Annotated in this window: 9 protein-coding genes and 1 pseudogene; 4 read left to right on the top strand and 6 right to left on the bottom strand. The window is 71.6% G+C overall.

The window, feature by feature from the left end; translation table 11 throughout:
• Positions 1-236: 236 nt before the first annotated feature.
• On the bottom strand, positions 237-3,461 hold the full coding sequence (locus E6W39_RS33040) for an AfsR/SARP family transcriptional regulator (protein WP_181799555.1): 3,225 nt from the start codon (positions 3,459-3,461) through the stop codon (positions 237-239).
• A 177-nt stretch (positions 3,462-3,638) separates the two neighbouring features.
• On the opposite strand from E6W39_RS33040, the gene E6W39_RS33045 reads away from it, so the two are divergent.
• Positions 3,639-5,945 carry an ATP-binding protein gene (locus E6W39_RS33045; RefSeq protein WP_141636616.1) on the top strand — a complete coding sequence of 769 codons (2,307 nt, stop codon included), beginning with the start codon at positions 3,639-3,641 and terminating at the stop codon, positions 5,943-5,945.
• Here the strand turns inward: E6W39_RS33045 and E6W39_RS33050 are convergent.
• The 4 genes and pseudogenes from E6W39_RS33050 to E6W39_RS33065 all read right to left on the bottom strand — a co-directional run bounded on the left by E6W39_RS33050 (position 5,873) and on the right by E6W39_RS33065 (position 11,508).
• Positions 5,873-6,388: a hypothetical protein gene (locus E6W39_RS33050; protein WP_141636617.1), complete on the bottom strand. Its 516-nt coding sequence runs from the start codon at positions 6,386-6,388 to the stop codon at positions 5,873-5,875. The genes E6W39_RS33045 and E6W39_RS33050 overlap by 73 nt on opposite strands.
• Positions 6,389-6,396: 8 nt before the next feature.
• On the bottom strand, positions 6,397-7,638 hold the full coding sequence (locus E6W39_RS33055) for a hypothetical protein (RefSeq protein ID WP_141636618.1): 1,242 nt from the start codon (positions 7,636-7,638) through the stop codon (positions 6,397-6,399).
• Positions 7,639-7,809: 171 nt separating this feature from the next.
• Positions 7,810-8,747, bottom strand: a pseudogene (locus E6W39_RS33060) (deoxyribonuclease IV).
• A 61-nt stretch (positions 8,748-8,808) separates the two neighbouring features.
• On the bottom strand, positions 8,809-11,508 hold the full coding sequence (locus E6W39_RS33065; protein ID WP_228718462.1) for a S8 family serine peptidase: 2,700 nt from the start codon (positions 11,506-11,508) through the stop codon (positions 8,809-8,811).
• A gap of 1,078 nt (positions 11,509-12,586) precedes the next feature.
• Here E6W39_RS33065 and E6W39_RS33070 point away from each other — a divergent pair.
• The gene (locus E6W39_RS33070) at positions 12,587-14,146 is read left to right on the top strand and encodes a fatty acyl-CoA synthetase (protein ID WP_141636619.1); all 1,560 of its coding nucleotides are present in this window, start codon (positions 12,587-12,589) and stop codon (positions 14,144-14,146) included.
• On the opposite strand, the gene E6W39_RS33075 is transcribed toward E6W39_RS33070, so the two are convergent.
• Positions 14,143-17,232 carry a SpoIIE family protein phosphatase gene (locus E6W39_RS33075; RefSeq protein ID WP_141636620.1) on the bottom strand — a complete coding sequence of 1,030 codons (3,090 nt, stop codon included), beginning with the start codon at positions 17,230-17,232 and terminating at the stop codon, positions 14,143-14,145. The two genes, E6W39_RS33070 and E6W39_RS33075, sit on opposite strands and share 4 nt — an antisense overlap.
• A 112-nt stretch (positions 17,233-17,344) precedes the next feature.
• Between E6W39_RS33075 and E6W39_RS33080 the strand changes: the two genes are divergently transcribed.
• Positions 17,345-17,785, top strand: coding sequence for a universal stress protein (locus E6W39_RS33080; RefSeq protein ID WP_228718463.1), 441 nt, complete (start codon positions 17,345-17,347; stop codon positions 17,783-17,785).
• 164 nt (positions 17,786-17,949) lie between these two features.
• The gene (locus tag E6W39_RS33085; RefSeq protein ID WP_141636622.1) at positions 17,950-19,005 is read left to right on the top strand and encodes an ABC-2 transporter permease; all 1,056 of its coding nucleotides are present in this window, start codon (positions 17,950-17,952) and stop codon (positions 19,003-19,005) included.
• The last annotated feature ends 55 nt before the right edge of the window (positions 19,006-19,060 follow it).

A 19,060-nucleotide genomic window follows, 5' to 3' on the forward strand; every position in this document is an offset into this window, starting at 1 on the left:
GGACCGGCGGCTGCTTGATCCAGTAGCTTGCCGCAGCGAGGCAGTGCCCGCGGGCTCAACCGTGCCTGCCAAGGTGAGGGCGGTCGCGGCCAAGCGGCCGTCAGCCAGATCCAGGCGGTACGGGAGCCTCAGGCGCCGTTCGACAGCATCGGCGATCTGGCGAGGTCGGCGGGCCCGGCGGCACACGGTCCCGACCTCACGCTTCCAGGATCAGCGGTTGGCCAGAGTCCGGATCCTCACCCCTGAAGGATCGCTTTCGCGGAACTCCGGGCCCTCGCAGCCTCCCCATGCTCCCCCAGCCGCGTCAGCAGGTCTGCGAGCGCTTGGAGTGCTTCTGCCTCTTCGTGCTGATGGCGAAGCCGGTGTAGCACTTCCACCGCTGCCGTGAGGTGGAGGCGAGCGCCTTCCAGTTGTCCGACGGCCGCCTCGGCGGTGCCGAGTCCGCGGGCGGCCATGGCACATCCGTGGTCCGCGCCGAGGGCTGTACCAAGCGGCAATGCCTCCTGGTACCAGGAGATGGCCTCCCGGTGCCGCCCGGCGCGGCGGAGCAGGTCACCGATGATGATCAGGCTCTCAAGTTGGGCCCAGCGGTCGCCGGCACGACGGAAGACGTCGAGTGCGGTGCTCGCCAGGTGGTGGGCCCGCTCCCAGTCAGCGGGTAGATCCAGGGCTGCGATCAGGTTCATTTGAGCACCGGCCAGTTCATGAGCAGGCATGATCGGTGCGCCGATGGTGAGACAGCGTTCCAGCACCGCCCGCGCTGAGGCCATCTCGCCCTTCTCCACGAGCAGGTGACCGAGATTGCTGAGCGCGGTCACTTCCAGTCGGGTGTTGCCGATCTGACGGAAGCCGACCAGCGACTCCTCCAGCAGCGCGATGGCCGACTCGTGGTCACCGAGGTAGATCATGATGATGCCCATGTTGTTGCGGATCCGGTCCGCTTGCCGGGAGTTGCCGTAACTCAGGCTTATCGCCAGGGCAGCCTGCTGGGACTTCAGGGCGGCCTGGAAGTCGCCGGCCTTCCCGTTCAGCACACCGGCTTGGGACGTGGCCTCGGCGATCCCTTCCAGATCACCGGCCTGCCTGGCAGTAGCCAGAGCTCGAGGGTTGACCGCCACCGCCTGTGGAAACTGCGCCAAGTGGCCGTGAACGGCGACCAGGTCGAGCAGCGCTCGTGTCTCGGCACGGCCGTCGCCCACCGTATGCCAGTATTCGGCGGCCTCGCTGTGGAGTGTGATGGCTTCTGCCCAGAATCCTTCGGCATCAAGGAAGCCCCCCAATGCATGGGTGAGCCAGGCAGCTTCACGGCCTGCCGGTACAGCCGTTTCTCCTGATGCCGACGGAACGAGACCCCGGCTGCTGTCGGCGGCATGGCGGAGCACGCTGAGTAGTTCGCTGAGTCGGCTGGACAGCCAGTCGCGGACGGCGGCCGGTTCCTGCCATGAACGGGCCCAGGCGGTCGCGGTGAGCTCAGGAGGGATGTCCAGACGGAGTCGGTGGGGGTAGAGCATCCGATCGGCCCGATCGACCGCGTCGATGGTGAACCGGATCAGCCGTGACAGTGCGGCCTGTTCGGTGGCACCGGGGTCGGTCCGATGCTCCAGCCCCGCGGCGAACTCGGCCATGAGGTCGTGGAACGCGTAGTTCTCGGGAACGGGCTCCTGCAGCAGATGGGTTTCGATCAGTTCCTCAAGGGCCCGTTCAGTGGCGGTCAGTGACCTGCCGAGCAATGCTGTGGCGGCGAACTGGTCGAAGCGGGTGCCTGGATAGAGGCTTAGCAGCCGGAACGATTCCTGATGCTCAGCGGATAGCGAGCGGTACGACAGTTCGAGGATCGGTGCCAGATCGCGGCCGGTGTCATGGAGTTCGTCGAGCAGTCGGGTGCTGTGTCGCAACCGTTGCAGTAGGTGCTCAAGGGTCCAGCTCGATCGGGTTTTGAAGCGGGTGGCGACCAGTTCGACGGCATAGGGGTGCCGGAGGCAGCAGTGGACGATCTCCTCGATCTGGGCGGGATCGTTTGCGCGCTCCGGTCCCACCAGCGAACGGAAGAGCTCTGTCGCCTGGCTGACGGGCAGCGCGTCCAGCACGATGTGGTGGGCGCTGGGTAGTTCGTGGAGTCCGCGGCGGCTGGTCAGCAGGATTAGCGACCGGCAGGCCATCGGCAGTAGCTCGCGCACCTGGTCCGCGCCGGCGACGTCGTCAAGGACGACTACGCATTGCCGGTCGGCGAGCAATTGGTGCCAAAGGCCGATGCGTTTCTCATGCTCGGTCGGGATGCTTCGTGGTGGCAGCTCGAAGGCTCGCAGCAGAGCGATGAGTACGGCCTGTGGTGTGAGCGTTCGCTGGGTCGCCGAGTGGGCGTGCAGGGCGACCAGGATCTGCCCGTCCGGGTATCGGCTGCGCAGTTGGACTGCCGCATGCACGGCGAGGCTGGTCTTGCCGGTGCCGCCGAGGCCGCTGATGACGCGCGGGCCGGTCAGTGCGGGGTCGGTGGCCCGCTCCAGTTCTTGCTCGCGGCCGACCAGGGGACGAAGAGTGGGCAGGTTGTTCGGGGCGGCCAGCCAGATCGGCGCCGCGACAATGGAGTCGGAGGTTCGGGGTGCGGCGGGTGCGCCGCCCGGTGGTGCGACCGGCGTGGGGCCGACCGGTGGTGCGACCGGCGTGCGGCCGACCGGTGGCCGGGGGAGGAGCTCGGAGACTGGTACGCCGGCCAGGATGCGCTCGTGCAGCCAGGTCAACTCGCGGCCCGGGTCGGTACCCAGGCGTTCCTGCAGAGTGCGTCTGGCGCGCTGATAGAGAGCCAGGGCTTCGGACTGGCGGCCGGCGCCGTACATGGCGGCCATCAGACGGGCGGTGAGCACCTGATCCGTGTCGTGGAGGGCAGCCAAGGGCGAGAGTTCGGGGATCACGTCTGAGAACCGGCCGAGCCGGAGGCTGATGGTGGCCCGGGTGATGGCGGCCCAGAGATGGGTGGCGTGCATGTCGGCGCGGGCGCCTTGTGCCCACTCGCCGCGAAGGCCGGCCAGTGGGTCTCCTTGCCAGAGCGCTTCGGCTGCGGTCATCAGCGCGATGGCCTGCTCGTCTTCGCCCTGGTCTGCGTAGGCGCGAGCTTGGTTGGCGAGTCGGCGGAACCGGTGGTAGTCCACCTGATGCGGATCGCTTTCGAGGACATAGGCGTGGCCATGGCTGCCGATCGAGACGGTAGGCGTGGCGGGTCCTTCGGTCTCGGAACCGGTTCGGAGGGCGCGCCGGAGCTTCGAGATCAGCGGATAGAGGCTCGCAGCCGGGTCGGTGGGCAGTTGGTCGGCCCAGAGCCGGTCTGCAAGCGTGTCGAGGGAGAGTGGCCGCCCGATGTCGACGGCCAGTGCAGCGAGCAGGCAGCGGAGCTTCTCTGGGCCGAGCTTGCTGCGGTTCCCCGCCACCACCATGTCGACCGTGCCGAGCAGTCGCAGCTCTACCAAGGATCTCTCCCATCGGTCGGGCACCACCCCGCACCGCACATAGCAGAGATGTAGGCGGGGTAGAGAACACTCCACCATGCCTCGCTGGTTGTGCAAAGTATCTGGCGATAATCGATTGAACGGAGCATAAAAAGACGGAAGTTGATCGATTGGAGAGCGACTGGAGGTAGGGCATTCATGGGCCCCTTGACGATCGACATCATGCGGCAGGCGCTCGCACGGGTTGGTCCGGCCGAGCGCTCCAGGCTGGGGTGGATCATCGGTGTGGCCGAGCAGTCGGTGAACCAGGATGATGAGCTGGCCGAGCTGGCGGTGCGTCAGGCTGCTGCGGACACCAGGACGGCGCAGGCCGTGTGGGTGTGGCTCGAGGCATCGACGAGTGTCCGGGTGGACAACGCGATCAGCGGATCCGCTCAGGTCTCGGGGAACGTTCTGCAGGTTGGGGAGGTGCGCGGCGATGTGCATCTGTATGCGCCGGCCGCGTCATCGATCCCGGTGCCACGCCAACTTCCGCCACCACCAGCACAGTTCACTGGCCGACTGGCTGAGCTGGACGCGCTGGACCAGTTGGGAGCCGAGAGTCGGGTGCTGGTGGTGAACGGCCCGGCCGGGGTGGGAAAGACGGCGCTGCTGCTGTCGTGGCTGCATAGTCGCACTGAGAGGTTTCCGGACGGTCAACTCCATGCCGATCTGCGTGGTCACGGCCCCGAGGGCCCCGCCTCGGCCCTGGAGACGCTCGGCGGGTTGCTGCGAGCCTTCGGGGTCGACCGGATTCCGGGGGAAGCCGCTGAGGCCGCTGCGCTCTGGCGCTCGGTGACGGCCGGTAGGCGCATCCTGCTGATGCTCGACAACGCTGTGACCGCCGCCCAGGTGCGCCCATTGCTGCCCGGGACAGCGGACGCGTCAGTCGTGGTGGCAAGCAGAAACAGGCTTACTGGACTGGGAGTTGACGGCGCAGCGTTTCTCCCGGTCGGCCTGCTCGACGAGGTGGCCGCAGCCGGGCTGCTGGAGCGGCGGATCGGCCATCGGCGGGCCCAGGCCGAGCCGGCAGCGGTGGGCCAGGTGGTGGCCCGCTGCGCGGGGCTGGCCCTCGCGGTGTCCCTGGTGGCGGCGCGGCTCGCGGCGCGCCCGCAACTGACCGTGGCAGCCGCGGCAGCCGCACTCGACCGGGAGAACGGACGGCTGGCCGCGCTCCGGCTGGACGGTGAACCTGCCGTGCAGAGCGCCCTGGATGCCTCGTGCGCCAGCCTGGCAGTCGCACCGGCCCGGCTCTACCGGCGCCTCGGAGTGCTGCCGTTCGGCGAGTTCGGCGCCGATGACGCAGCCGCGCTGACCAACGAACCTCCGCTGGTGGCAGAGGAGCTGCTCGACGCGCTGGTCGAAGCCAACCTGGTGGAGGAGCTGGGAGCCGACCGGTACCGCTTCCACGACCTGGTGCGCCTGCATGCCGCGTTGCTGGCACGCGCGCAGGAGTCGGCGGCCGATGCCGAGGCCGCCCTGCGGAGAGTGGTCCAGTGGTACCTGGCCGCCGCCGGTGCCGCGGAGCGGATCCTCACGCCCAGCCACGCTGTGCCGCGTCATGACGACGGCGAGGTGCGGCAGCCCCCGCCGTTCGCCCCGGACGACCAAGCGGCTGCGCTGGCCTGGCTGGACCGGACGCGCACCCAGCTCGCGGCGCTGGTGCGAACGGCCGTGGCCCAGCACTGGGATCAGCTGGCCTGGCAACTCGTCGACGCCATGCACCCGCTCTTCCTGCGCCTGCGCGCCCCGGAACTCGGCGACGAGCTGCACCGCCTGGGCTTGGCCGCGGCCCGGCGGGACGGCGAACCAGCCGCCGTGGCACGGATGCTGACCGATGGCGCGCGCCGCCTCGACAACCTCGGCAAGCCTGCGGAGTCCGGCGCCTGGTACCAGCAGGCCTATGAACTCGCCTGCGACGAAGGCGGTTTGAAGGAACAGGCCCAGGCCCTGCACGGACTCGGCCGCAGCCACCGCTCGGCCGAGCGGTTGACCCAAGCGGAGGCGTGCTTCCGGGAGGCGCTGCGCCTGCGCGAGGCCATCGGCTACCGGCGTGGCGCCGAACTGACTCGGCTGCTGCTGGCGGAGGTGGCGATGGCCAGGGGGCGACCGGAGTCGGCGGTCCCCGAACTGGAGTCGGCCCACCGCACCTTGATGGCGCTGGAGGATCCATACGAGGCCGCCAGGGCGCTGGCCTTCCTGGGGCAGGCGCGGACCGCACTGGGCCGGTTCGACGCGGCGGCGCAGGCGCTCGAGGAGGCCGCCGGGCTCTTCCGGGGGGCGGGGTCAGCGTACTGGGAGGCCCGAGTCCTGGAGCTGTCAGGCCAGTTGGCCGAGGCGAAGGACAACCCGGAGCAGGCGCTGGCCTGCTACCGGGAGTCCCTCGCCCGCTATCAGCAGGTGGGCGCGGCCGACCGCGATCGTCTCAGCGAGGCGGTGCGGCGGCTGGCCGAGTCTGAGGGCTGAGCCGAGCCGCCTCGGCGGCCTGGCGTGATGAACGAGACCGAGGTCAGCGCGTCGGGCACGACTCGCGCCACCAGGCAGGCGTGCAGCAGTGAACCGAGCACTGCGGCCGGCACACCCGTGCTGCCGGGAGTCGGCAGCCAGCGCTGCGGCCGGCCGCGGCACCAGCTGAGCAGGCTGCCGTCCAGCTGGGGGAGGACCAGCACCAGGCAGCCCGGGTAGCGGTCGGCCAGCTCCTCGGGCCGCCGAGTGCAGGCGGTTTCGCTGAAGAGCACGTCGGCGAGGTCCGGTCGGGGGCCCGAGATTTCGGCGGCCAGGTGCTCGTCGGCTCGGCGCGAGACGGTGGAGCCACCGCGCACCGTCAGATGGGCGAGCAGCCCGTCCGGCCCGATCCCATCCAGCACGACCAGCAGGCCGGTCTCATCGGAACCGAGCAAGGCGTTCACCTGATGCATCATCGGATTCCCTTCGGGGCGCTCAGCGGTTCGGGCAACGGAAGCGGTTCGGTCCCGGGGTGATGCGCCGGCTCGCCCAACTCCAGGATCCGGTAGAGCAGTCGGCGCATGTTCGAGTTGAAGGCGCCTGGCTCGGAGGAGATCCGGTCGGCGATCGCCCGGTACCGCTCCGGCCGGTACTGCTCGGCGGCGTAGTCGAGTTGCTGGTCAAGGCGCAGGATGAGCGACAGCGCCGGTGCGGTGCGGGCGAGTTGGGCCCCGGGCGAGTCGCGGTTGACGGAGCGGAACGGGTACTGCGCGATCAGGATGGGCGCGCCGGTCATGCTCCCGTAGAGGGTGACCGAGCCGTGGTCGCCGATGATGAAGTCGGCGGCGATCAGCGCCGGCCGCCAGTCGCACTGCGGGGGCAGCAGGGTGAGACGGTCGCCACCGGCTGCGGCCAGCCACGCTCTGACTTGCCAACTTCCGTGTCCGGCATGGACGTTCGGGTGCACCAGCAGGGCCAACCGATACCGCTCGGCCGGCAGTTCGGTGAGCAGTCGCGGCAGCAGTGCGTCGAGCCGGTGGAACGCCGACCCCAGACCCCAGGTGGACGAGACCAGCACGAACCGCTCACCGTCCCGCAGCCCGAGCGCCTGCCGGTAGGCGGCCCGCTGCCCCAGCCCCAGGGCGATCCGGTCATAACTGGCGTCCCCCACCACCTCGGTGATCGGCAGCGCTTCGGGGCAGAGCTGGGCGAGGGCGTCGTGCTCCTCCCGGTGCGCGACGGCGAAGGCGCGCGGGACGACCCGGCCCTGCCAGGTCAGGTAGCGGCGACCGAGGCCGCCGACGGTGCGAGTGGCGGTGTCCTGCGGCCGGGACAGCTTGATGTGGCCCGCCCCGTGGGGGAGGCGGACGACCGGGCCGTGCAGTTGCTCCATCCCCTGGGAGCCGGCGGTCAGGATCAGGTCGAACCCGGTGCGGCAGGCCTGCTCCCAAGGCAGTACCAAGCCGGCGAGTTCGGTGAGGACGCTCTCCACCCCGCTGTTGAACGCGTGCGGGGCGACCGTGAAGACCACGCTGACCCGCAGGTCGGCGCGGAACAGGTGGAGCAGATCCTGCAGCCGCCGCCCGTAGACCAGGGTGTGGATGACGACCAGGACCTTCTTGCAGTCGGGCAGGGTGCTCCACTGCCCGGGATCACGTTGAACCGGACCGGATCGCTGTTCAACCGGACCGGATTGCCGCTGAGTCGATGACATGACCAATCCCCCTTGGCACATCGAGTGGGCCGCGCTGCTGCGGCCGATGCCAGGTTTGCCGGGGAGCCTGGTGGAAGCCGTGTCGGACCCTTGTCGAATCCTTGCCGCGCAGGCGGTGGTGCGGGAGCCGACCAGCGTGCGAAGGCGCGCGGCCGTGGCGGGGGAGGGCGCTCACCCGGCCGGGGACTCAGCCGCCTGTGCCCGCAGGCGCTTCAGCAGGGCGACGTCGGCCGGGTGGCCGAAACCGGGGGCGGCGGAGCGGTCGGGGGTTTCGAGGATGAAGGGGACGCCGGCGGTGGCGGGGTGGGCGAGGAGGTCGCGGAAGGCGGCGGCGCCGATGTGGCCGTCGTCGATGTTGGCGTGCCGGTCCTTGCGGGCGCCCGCGACGTCCTTGGAGTCGTTGGCGTGGATCAGGCGCAGGCGGCCGGGGCCGGCGGCGTCGGTGAGGGCGTCGAGGGCGGCGGCGACGCCACCGGGGCGGCGAGGTCGTGGCCGGCGGCGAAGGCGTGGCAGGTGTCGAGGCAGACGCCGACCCGGGGGTGCCGGTCCAGGGCGTCCAGGTACTCGGCGAGCTCCTCCAGCCGGGAGCAGAGCGACGCGCCCTGCCCGGCGGTGGGCTCCAGCAGCAGCCACGGCGCGCCGTCGCCCAGCGCGTCAAGTTCGTCGAGCAGCGGCCGCAGATCGGCGCGGACCTGGGCCATTGCGGCCGCCCGCCGGTCGGCGCCGATCGAGGAGCCGGTGTGCACCACCACGCCGAGGGCGCCGATGGCGTGGCCGCGCAGCAGGGAGTGGCGCAGCGAGGCGGTGGACCGCTCGCGGGTGGCGGCGCTGTCCGAGCCGAAGTTGATCAGGTAGGGCGCGTGGACGTAGGCGGGGATGCCCTGCTCGGCACAGGCGGCGCGGAACGCCTCGTCGTGGGCGGGGTTGCCGGCCGGGGTGGCCCAGCCGCGCGGGTTGGCCACGAAGACCTGTACCGCCTCGCCGCCGATCCGCTCGTTGTAGGCGAGGCCGGTGCCGACCAGGCCGCGCCCGGCCACCGGCACATGGGCGCCGATCGGGTTGCGGAGCGGGGGGAGAGCTGCGGCGTTCACCCACCGAGGGTGCCACATGCGGACGAGGCCGCCCCCACGCGGGTGGGGACGGCCTCGTAGCTGGAGCGATCGGCGAGCGTCAGCTCACGGTGTAGCTGTACGGGAGCGCCGCGAGGACGGAACCCGTGGTGCCCATGGTGTTGTTCGCGACCGCAGCACCGGCCGGGCCGGACACCAGGTACAGCACGCCGTGCACGACGCTGCCCTTCTTGCCCTGCGGGGTGATGGTGAGCTGCAGGTTGCCGCTGGCGCCGGGCTGCAGGACCACCGGGGTGACCGCGGGAGCGGAGGCGTTGTAGGCGGCCGCGTACGGGTCACCGGTGCTGGAGGTCAGCGCCGGGTCGAACGCCAGGGTGTGCGCCGAGGCGGTCAGGTTGGAGCTGCCGGCCGGGGCGCCGGCCGCCGGGAACGGGCCGATCTGCTGGACGTAGGTGCCCCAGATGCCGGGGACGATCGGCTGCGCCGAGCTGCCGGAGTCCTTGACCACGGAGACGGTGGAGCCGTCCTGGGCCTTCTTCAGGTCACCGAACAGGTCGGGCGAGCCGGTCGGGCCGCTGAGCTCGAGCTGGGCCGGGGTGGTGGAGCCCGCCACGCCGGTCAGCGCGTCGGTACCCGGCGGGACCATGAAGCCCGGAACCGTGGAGCTGGCGGTGAGCGGCAGCGACACGGTGGCCGGGCCGCCGAGCGGCACCAGCGGGACGTTCACCCGGTTGTTGAGCCGCGGGTCGGCCTGCACCTGCTGCACGGCAGCGGTGTTGTTGGTGTAGTTGACCGTCACCTGGACCGGCTTGCCGGCCGGCAGCTTGGTGCCCGCCGAGTTCGGCAGGCCGGGCGCGCCGGCCTTGTCCTGGTCGAGGCCGACGGTGCCGGTGAAGGGCTGGCTCAGCTCGGCACCGGAGACCGGGTTGAAGATGTTCAGCACGAACCGCCAGCGGCCGGCGGCCGGGTTGACGGTGGTGGCCGAAACCCCGGCGGTGGTGCTGGAGATGTTGCCCTTGGCGTCGAAGACCGCGTTGGACTCGGCGTCGATCGGGGTGCCGTTCGGGCTGATCAGTACGCCCTGCATGACCAGCTTCGGGTCCTTGGCGACCGTCAGGCCGACCCGCAGGTCCTGGTGGCCCTTCGGCACGTCGAAGGCCCAGGCGAAGCTCTGTGCGGGCGAGCCGGCGCGGGCGTTGCCACCGGTGATGTTGCCGGTGAAGGTGCCCGTGTTGCCGTTCAGCGGCACCAGGCTGCGCAGCACCACCGGGACGCTGGTGGTGGTGCCGTTGGAGTTGGAGAGCACGACCGACTCGGTGGCGTCACCGCCGGCCGGCGGGGTGGTCAGCTGCACCTTGAGGGTCTTGGACTGACCCGGCTTCAGGTCGGTGACCTGCGGGCTCACCGAGCCGGCCGGAACGGCCTTCTGGGTGGCGGTGTCCAGCAGCACCGGGCCGGTGAAGCCCGCGGTGCCGGCGGGGGTGTAGAGCACGGCGGTCCACTTGCCGGCCGCCGGGTGCGGGACGTCCACGATGCCGAAGTTGGCCGAGACCGGGCCGCCCTGCGGACGGGTGTTGGTCTCGAAGCGGCCGGACGGGTCCAGCAGGGTCATCCGGACCACGGGGGTCACGGTGGCGCTGCCGTTCTTCTGCGCGGCGCCCTGCCAGGCGATCGACGCGGCCAGCCGGTCGGCGGAGGCCGGGACGTCGAAGGTCACCTTGTGCGCGACCCACGGCGCGCCGTTGGTGGCGTAGGGGAACTGCGGGTCGGTGCTGGAGTTGATCTGCACCGTCTGCTGGGCGTCGCCGAGCGGGGCGAAGGTGCGGGTGCTCGCGGCCACCGTCTGCGGCTTGGAGCTGGTGTTGACCACGGTGACGTCGGCGGTGCGGGTGCTGCCCGGCTGGCCGCTGTCGTCGATCTGACCGGTGGTCACGGCGACGGTGCTGCTCTTCTGGTCACCGGCCGGGGCCTGGTAGCCGCGGGCGGCCTCGACGGCGGCCCGGACGTTCAGCAGACCCGCGCCCTGCTCCTCGGCCGGCAGGCCCAGGTCACCGGCGGTGCCGGTGAGGAGCTTCTTGACCAGCGCGGGCGCCGGGGAGGCGCCGTTGTGGCTGTCCCGGTAGGCCTGGATGACGTCGGCGGCGGCGCCGGCGGTCAGCGGGGCGGCCTGGCTGGTACCGCCGAACGGCTGGATCGGGCTGCCCTTGCCGTTGAAGTCGGTGCACTCGGTGTAGATCGAGACGTCGGCCGAGCAGAGCGCCCAGTCCGACTCACCGGGGGCGACCAGGTCGACGGTGCGCCCGGCCTGGGTGACACCGCCGGACGAGAGCGCCGAGATCCGGTTGTTGGCCCAGGTCCCGTTGGAGAACTGGAAGGCCGCGTAACCGGTCTGGGCGTAGTTCTGGTTGTCCGTCGACGCGCCCGTGGAGATCACGTTGGGGTCGGTCGACGGAGTGCCGACGGTGCCGTTGATGCCCGCGTCGCCGCTGGAGACGGTGACGGTGACACCGGCCTTGACCGCCATGTCGTTGAAGAGCGAGATGGTGTCGTGGGCACCGCTGTCCGGCGTCACGTTGCTGCCGAACGACTCGTTGAGCACGTCGACGTGCGCGACCGTGACCGCGTAGTCGATGGACTGCAGGATCGCCGAGTTCGGGAAGGTCTCGCCACCGGCCTTGAGCGCGACCAGCGAGGCGCCCGGCGAGATGCCCTCGATCCGGATGTTGCAGCCGGCGGGCAGCGGGTGGCTGGCGTTGACGAACTTCGACACGTCGTAGCTCTGCCGACCCTGGGCGACCATCGCGGAGGCGTCCCCGAACGCCTCGGCGTCACCGGCGGGGGCGAAGAAGCCCTGGCCGGAGAAGTCCTGGTAGTCGGTGATGACGTGCGAGCCGTCCGGCCGGATGAAGTCCGGGTTGTTGGGGTCCAGGCCGTCCGCGATGTAGGCGACCTTGACGCCGGTGCCGTCCGCGATCTCGTGCGCACCGGGAGCACCCGCGGTGGACTCGGTGTGCGTCGAGTAGAGCGCCTCGGGCTCCAGCAGCGGCTTGCCGGGGTCGCTGGGGCAGACCGCGTTGGGGTCCTGGGGGTCGCCCTTGGCGACCGACGGGGCGGTGGCGGTCTTGGGGCCTGTGTGGTGCCCTTGCCGGTGCCGGGCTTGGCCGGGGCCGGCGGGGTGACCCGCACGGTCTCGTCGGCGATCACCTGGGCGACGGCCGGGTCGGCCTCCAGCGCGGCGCGCAGCGCCGGGCTGACGGTCGCCGAGAAGGCGTTGCCGACCACGAAGCTCTTGATGTTGGTGCCGCCGCCGGCGCGGACCTTGGCCAGCAGCGGAGCCTGCGCCTGGTTCGCCTCCTTCTTGCGGGCGTCCAGGTGGCCGGCATCGGCCGGGCTGTTGGTGAGCTGGTCCTTGAGAATCACGATCACCGGGGCCGGGGCACCGCTCTCCGAGGTCGCCTGGGCGGCGTTCGGGGCGGGGGTGGCCGGAGCGCCGTTGGCGCTGGTCCCGAAGGCCAGCACGAGCGAGGCGGCGGTGAGGGTGACGGCTGCGAGCTGCGGTTTGCGCCAGCCGATCATGAACGTCCTTTCGTCTGATAAGACGTCAGGAGAGGGTCGTCCAAGTGCGCGTGCGAGGGTCGGACGCACGCGTGCCTCTGGAACGCCTGTCCCGACAAGCTCACGCATTCCATCGTGTCCACGCCCTTTCAGACAAGGGGCTGCCTCAGAAGGAACTGTACCGAGAGCGGAGTTGACTATCCGATAGACGGACAATTGCAGATCAGAGGGGGTGTCGGGATCCCGGCACGCCGTGAGCTTTTGATGAAGATCACGGGATAACCGTTTGGCTGTCCGGAAATATGCCTGACATGGACCTCGGGATGAACCACCGACACGGCAACACCGTCGCGGATGCCCTGCGCCGCTCCGCCGCCCGCACCCCCGACCGCCGGGCGCTGCACTTCACTGCCCAAGCAAGCGGCACTTCCCAAGCGGCTCCCGCCGTCGACCGCAGCTGGACCTACCGCGAGCTCGACCACGCCGTCACCCGGGCCGCCGCCCACCTGCTCGCCCGCGGCCTGCGCCCCGGCGACCGGGTGGCCGCCCTCGGCCGCAACTCCGACGCCTACCTGCTGCTCTTCCTCGCCTGCGCCCGGGTCGGCCTGGTCCACGTGCCGGTGAACTACAACGCGACGGCCGCCGAGCTGCGCTACTTCACCGAGCAGTCCGGCAGCGCCGCGCTGCTGTACGACGACGAGTACGCCGACCTGGTCGCCGCCCTGCCCGCAGGCGGCCCGCTGCGCCACCGGGCCACCATGACCGAACTGCTGACCGTGGCTCAGGACGGGCCGGTCCCCGTGCTCCTCACCTTCGCCCCCGACCACGACCTGGTCCAGCTGCTCTACACCTCCGGCACCACCGCCGCCCCCAAGGGCGCCATGATGACCCACCGGGCGCTGCTCCACGAGTACCTCTCCGCGATCACCGCCCTGGACCTGCGGGAGACCGACCGCCTTCTGCACGCCCTGCCGCTCTACCACTCGGCGCAGCTGCACGTCTTCCTGCTGCCCGGCCTGATGCTCGGCTGCGAGAACCGGCTGATCCAGGCACCCGACCCGGCCACCGTGCTGCGTCTGCTCACCACCGAGCGGCTCACCTCGTTCTTCGCCCCACCGACCGTCTGGGCGGCGCTCACCGCCCACCCCGACTTCGCCGCCGCCGACCTGGGCCACCTGGAGAAGGCCTACTACGGCGCCTCGGTGATGCCCGCCCCGGTGCTGGAGCGGCTGCGCACCGCACTGCCCGGCACCGGCTTCTACAACGCCTTCGGGCAGTCCGAGGTCGGCCCGCTGGCCACCGTGCTGCGCCCCGAGGAGCACGACGCGCGGCCCACCTCGGCCGGCCGCACCGTGCTCTTCGTCGAGGCCCGGGTGGTCCGCCCCGACGGCCGGCCGGCGGGGCCGGGCGAGATCGGCGAAATCCAGTACCGCTCACCGCAGTTGTGCACCGGCTACTGGGACAAGCCGGAGGAGACGGCGGCCGCCTTCGACGCCGACTGGTTCCGCTCCGGCGACCTGGTCCGGCGCGATGCCGAGGGCTACGTGCAGGTCGTGGACCGCCTCAAGGACGTGATCAACACCGGCGGAGTGCTGGTCTCCTCCCGCGAGGTCGAGGACGTGCTCTACGCGCACCCGGCGGTGGCCGAGGCGGCCGTGGTCGGCGTCCCGCACCCGAAGTGGATCGAGGCGGTGACGGCCGTGGTGGTGGCCCGGACCCCGGTCGCCGAAGGGGAGTTGATCGACTGGGCCCGGGAGCGGTTGCCCGCCCACAAGACGCCCAAGGCCGTGCACTTCGCCGACGGGCTGCCCAAGAACGCCTCCGGCAAGGTGCTCAAGCGGGAGCTGCGGGAGCAACTTACCGGCTCCCAGCAGCCGTTCTAGTCAGCCCCCAGCGGCAGCTCCAGCTCGAACCAGACCACCTTGCCGTCCCGGGTGCCGCGGCTGCCCCAGCGGTGCGCCAGCTCGTTCACCAGGTGCATGCCGCGCCCGCCCTCGTCGTCCTCCAGGGCCCGGCGCATCCGGGGCGCGTGGCCGTCCACGTCGGACACCTCCACGGTCAGCACCTGGTGGCGGAAGAGCCGCAGCTCGGTGGGGGCGCCGGCGTGCACCAGGGCGTTGGTGATCAGCTCGCTGGTCAGCAGCTCGGTCTGGTCGATCAGCGCGGCCAGCCCCCAGTCGGTGAGCACCCGGCGGGCGAACCGCCGGGCGTGGCCCACCTGGGCGTGGTCGTCGCGCAGCGACAGGGTGGCGATCCGGTCCGGGCCGATCACCCGGGCCCGAGCCATGATCACCGCGATGTCGTCCTCCCGGTCGCCGGTGACCAGCGCCGCCAGCACCGCGTCGCAGGAGCGCTCCAGCCCGCCGTGCTGCTGCGCCACGATGCGCCGCAGCAGCTCCAGGCCCTCGTCCAGGTCGCGGTCCCGGCGCTCGATCAGGCCGTCGGTGCAGAGCACCAGCAGGCCGTCCGGCGGCAGCCTGAACTCCATGCTCTCGAACGGCACCCCGCCCACCCCGAGCGGAGCGCCCGTCGGCAGGTCGAGCAACTGGACCGAGCCGTCCAGCGCCGTGACGACCGGCGGCACATGGCCGGCGCAGGCGGCGGTGCAGATCCGGTCCACCGGGTCGAGCACCACGCAGACGCAGGTCGCGTACTGGCCCTCGCCGGCCCCCTCGGTGGCGGTGGCGGCCGCATCGTCGAGCCTGCGCAGCACCCGCGCCGGGTCCATGTCAAGGGTGATCAACGTCCGTGCCGCAGTGCGGAGTTGGCCCATGGTCGCGGCGGCCCGCAGGCCGTGCCCGGTGACGTCGCCGACCACCAGCGCCACCCGGCCGCAGGCCAGCGGGACCACGTCGAACCAGTCGCCGCCGACCTCGCTGAGCTGACTGGCCGGCAGGTACCGGTAGGCGACCTCCAGGCCGGGCGAGTCGTGCACCTGCTGCGGCAGCAGGCTGCGCTGCAGGGTCAGCGCGGTGTCCCGCTCCCGGCGGTAGAGGCGGGCGTTGTCGATCGCCACCGCCGCCCGGGCGACCAACTCCTCGGCCAGTGCCTGGTCGGCCGCGCCGAACGGCTCGGGGTTGTTGCGCAGCCGTATGAACTCGGCGCCGCCGAGCACCCGGCCGCGGGCCACCAGCGGGACCATCAGATACGAGTGGATCCCGGAGTCCAGGGCCGGCTGGATCCGGTCGGGGGAGGCCACGATGGTGGCCAGGTTCTCCTCGGTCACCTGGGGCACCAGGATCGAGTGCCCGGTGCGCAGGCTCTGCGCGTACAGTGCGGCCGACTGCGAGCTGCCGCCCACCGGGTCGGCGGCCCCGGTCAGGACCGCGTCGCCGTCGAGCTCGCCGACCGCCACCGCGCGCATGGTGGCCGAGCCGGACGCCGGCAGCGCCGGGGTCTCGTCGCCGAGCAGCACCGCCTCCAGCAGGTCGACGGTGACGAAGTCGGCGAACCGCCCGATCACCACCTCGACCAGCTCCTCGGCGGTGCGTGGCAGGTCCAGGGTGGTGCCGATCCGGCTGGACGCCTCGTTGAGCAGGGCCAGCCGGCCGGTCGCGGCATTGGCCTCGTCCAGGGCGCGCTGGCGGGCCTCGGCGGCCTGCTGCTCCAGGGTGTAGAGACGGGCGTTGTCGATCGCCACGGCGGCCCGGGAGGCCAGCTCGTCGCCGAGGGTGATGTCCTCGGCGGCGAACGACTCGCGCTCACCGCGCCGGGAGTAGACCACGATGCCGAGCACCGTGCCGCGGGCCACCAGCGGGGTGATCCGCACCGAGCGGGAGCGCCGGCCGAGGAAGTCGCGCAGCTGCTCCTGGCTGAAGCCGGTGGCCAGCGGCGGCAGGTCCCAGGAGGGCACCACCACGGTGCGGCCGCCGGTCATCGCCCGGGCGTACGGGGAGGTGGGATCGACCTCGTAGACCGCGTCGATCGGCAGGCCCTCCTTCGGGTAGTCCGAGACGGAGGAGGCCAGCGCCAGCCGGCGCACCCGCACCCCGCCGCCGGGCGGTGCGGGCTCGGCGCCGACCAGCGGGTCCAGCACGAACACCCCGCTCAGGTCCGCCACCCGGGGCACCATCGCGTCGGCCAACTCCCGTGCGGTGGTGCGCAGATCGAGGGTGGTGCCGATGGAGGTGGTGGCGTCCACCAGCAGGGCCAGCCGCTCCTGGGCCCGGGCTGCCCGCGACTCGGCCTGGTAGCGGTCGGTGACGTCGACGATGGTGGAGCTGACCCCGTGCACCTTGCCCGGCGGGTCCTCCAGCCGGAAGTAGGAGGCCGACCAGGCGTGTTCATGGGTCGGGTCACCCGGGGTGATGCCGTGCGAGCGGGCGTCCAGCACCACGTCGCCGGTGTCCAGCACATGGCGCATCACGGCTTCTATCTCGGCGGCGTTGATCCCGGGCAGCACCTCGGTGAGCCGCCGGCCCAGGTGGTCGGCCACCGACGTCCCGTTGATCCGGGCCAGCGCCTCGTTGAGCCGGACGAAGCGCAACTCGTTGTCGTAGACCGCCATGCCCACCGGAGCCTGGCTGAAGAAGCCGTCCAGGACCGCCAGATCGGCCTGGATCCGGCGCAGCGCGGTGACGTCGGAGGCCACCGCGAGCACCAGCGGCTCGCCATCGGGGCCGGTCACCGGGTGGGTGCGGAACTCCAGGTTGACGAAGTGGCCGGCCCGGTGGAGCACCGGGAAGACGCCGGACCACGGCCGCCCGGCCAGGATCTCCTGGAACAGCGCCAGCACCTCGGGGCGCTGCTCGTCGGTGGCCAGCAACCGGGCGGCGGGCTGGCCGACGGCCTCGGCGGCGGTGTGGCCGAGCAGCGCCTCGGCGTCCTCGCTCCAGTGCAGGATCCGCCCGTCCTGCCGGATCAGCGCGGTGGCGATCGGCACCATCTGCAGGCCCCCGGCACGAGCCGGGGCGCCGTCCGCCGCATCGCGGCGGCCGTCGTTGCCGCTCTCCTGCCCGACTGCGTCCATGGTTGCCGCCGTTCGAAGGGGCCTCCCGGGTTGGCCACCCCATTTTCCCACCGGTGGGGCGGGCGGGGCATGGGCGGACGGCGGTGGCAGGCTGGGCCGCATGGAGACCGGGATGAACTTCGAACTGGGTACCGACGGCCCGCGCACCCTGCTGGTGGCGCTGGACGGCTCGGTCACCTCGATGCGCGCCGGGGCCTATGCGGCGGGGCTGGCCCGCCGGCAGGGCAGCAGGCTGATCGCGGTGTACGTGCAGACCGTCGGGGCGCTGGCCGGGATGAGTGCGCTCGCCGTGCAGGCGGCCCGCGAGGGGGCCGAGGCGACCGCCGCCGAGCTGCGGGAGCTGGCGGAGCGGCAGGCCCGGGAGCGCGGCGTCGGGCTCACCTTCGTGACCCGTACCGGCGATCCGTTCACCGAGATCGCCGCACTGGCCGACGCGGAGCGGGCGGACGGTGTGCTGGTCGGGGCCTCGGAGCACCTCGGGCACCGGCTGGTCGGCTCGCTGGCGGTGCGGCTGGTGCGGGCCGGGCGCTGGCCGGTCACGGTGGTGCCGTAGAGCCGGCAGCCCAATGGCCGGCAGTGGGCTGCCGGACCCAGGCGCGGAATAGGCCGTTCGGGCAGCTAGTTGTATAGTGCATCTTAAAGGTTGCACTTAACACCTTTTGGCTCAGCCGTATCGGTTGCAATAGCCAACTAAGCCTCCGAAGGGACGCGCCTGGCATGACCGCCTCCACCCGGCACCCACTCACCCACCTCGTCAGCCACCTGCTCACCCCGCTGCTGATGTGCCTGGGCATGGCGCTCGCCTACCAGGGCGCCTTCCACCAGCCCGCACCGCACCACCTCAAGGTCGCCGTGGTCGGCAGCAGCCCGCAGTCCCAGGCGCTGGCCGCCGGGATCCAGCAGAAGGCGGGCAGCGCGCTGGACATCAGCACCGTGCCGGACCGGGCGGCGGGCGCCCATCAGATCGAGCAGCGGCAGCTGGTCGGCGCTTTCGTGCCGGACCCCAGGAATCCCGAACTGCTGGTCGCCACGGCCAACTCGGACTCCTCCAAGACCGCCGTCCAGGAGGTGTTCACGCAGGTCGCCGACGCCCAGGGGGTGCCGATGAAGACCACCGACCTGGTGCCGACCTCCAGCGGCGACCCGACCGGGCAGGGCATCTTCTTCCTGCTGGTGGCGCTGAGCGTCGGTGCCTACGGCAGCGTCGCGGTGATCGGGGCGGCAGGGGCCGCGCTGTCGATGCGCGGCCGGGCGCTGGTCGGCCTGGCCGTCTCGCTGGCGGTCAGCGTGATCGGGATCGTCGTCGCCGGGCCGGTCTACCACATCGTGGACCACCACCAGGTGGCGGTCTGGGCGCTCGCCTGGCTCTACTCGGCCGGCATCGTCATGATCGGCACCGGGCTGCACAGCTTCCTGAAGCGCTGGACCACGCTGACCCTGATGGTGCTCTTCGTGATGCTCAACTTCACCAGCTCCGGCGGGGTGTTCCAGCCCGCGCTGCAGCCCGGCCTGTTCGGCTGGCTGCACCGCTTCTACGACGGCGCCGGGTTCGTCGAGGGCACCCGGTCGATCCTCTACTTCGACGGCGGCGTCGGCCTCGGCGGGCGGGTGCTCTCGCTGGCGCTCTGGCTGGTGGCCGGCCTGGCGCTGGTGGCCGCCGGCGGCTGGTACGAGCGGCGGGCGCGGCTCGCGGCGCAGCGGGCCGCGGCTCGGCCGGCCCTGGCGGTGGTCGACGGGGCCGAGGAGGAGATGGAGGAGGCGGTCGGCGTCTGAGACGACCGCGCCCGGCCGTCGAGCCGGGTGCCGGCGGGTGGCCGGCCCGGTGCCT

The organism is Kitasatospora acidiphila (genome assembly GCF_006636205.1).
Taxonomy (GTDB): Bacteria; Actinomycetota; Actinomycetes; order Streptomycetales; family Streptomycetaceae; genus Kitasatospora; species Kitasatospora acidiphila.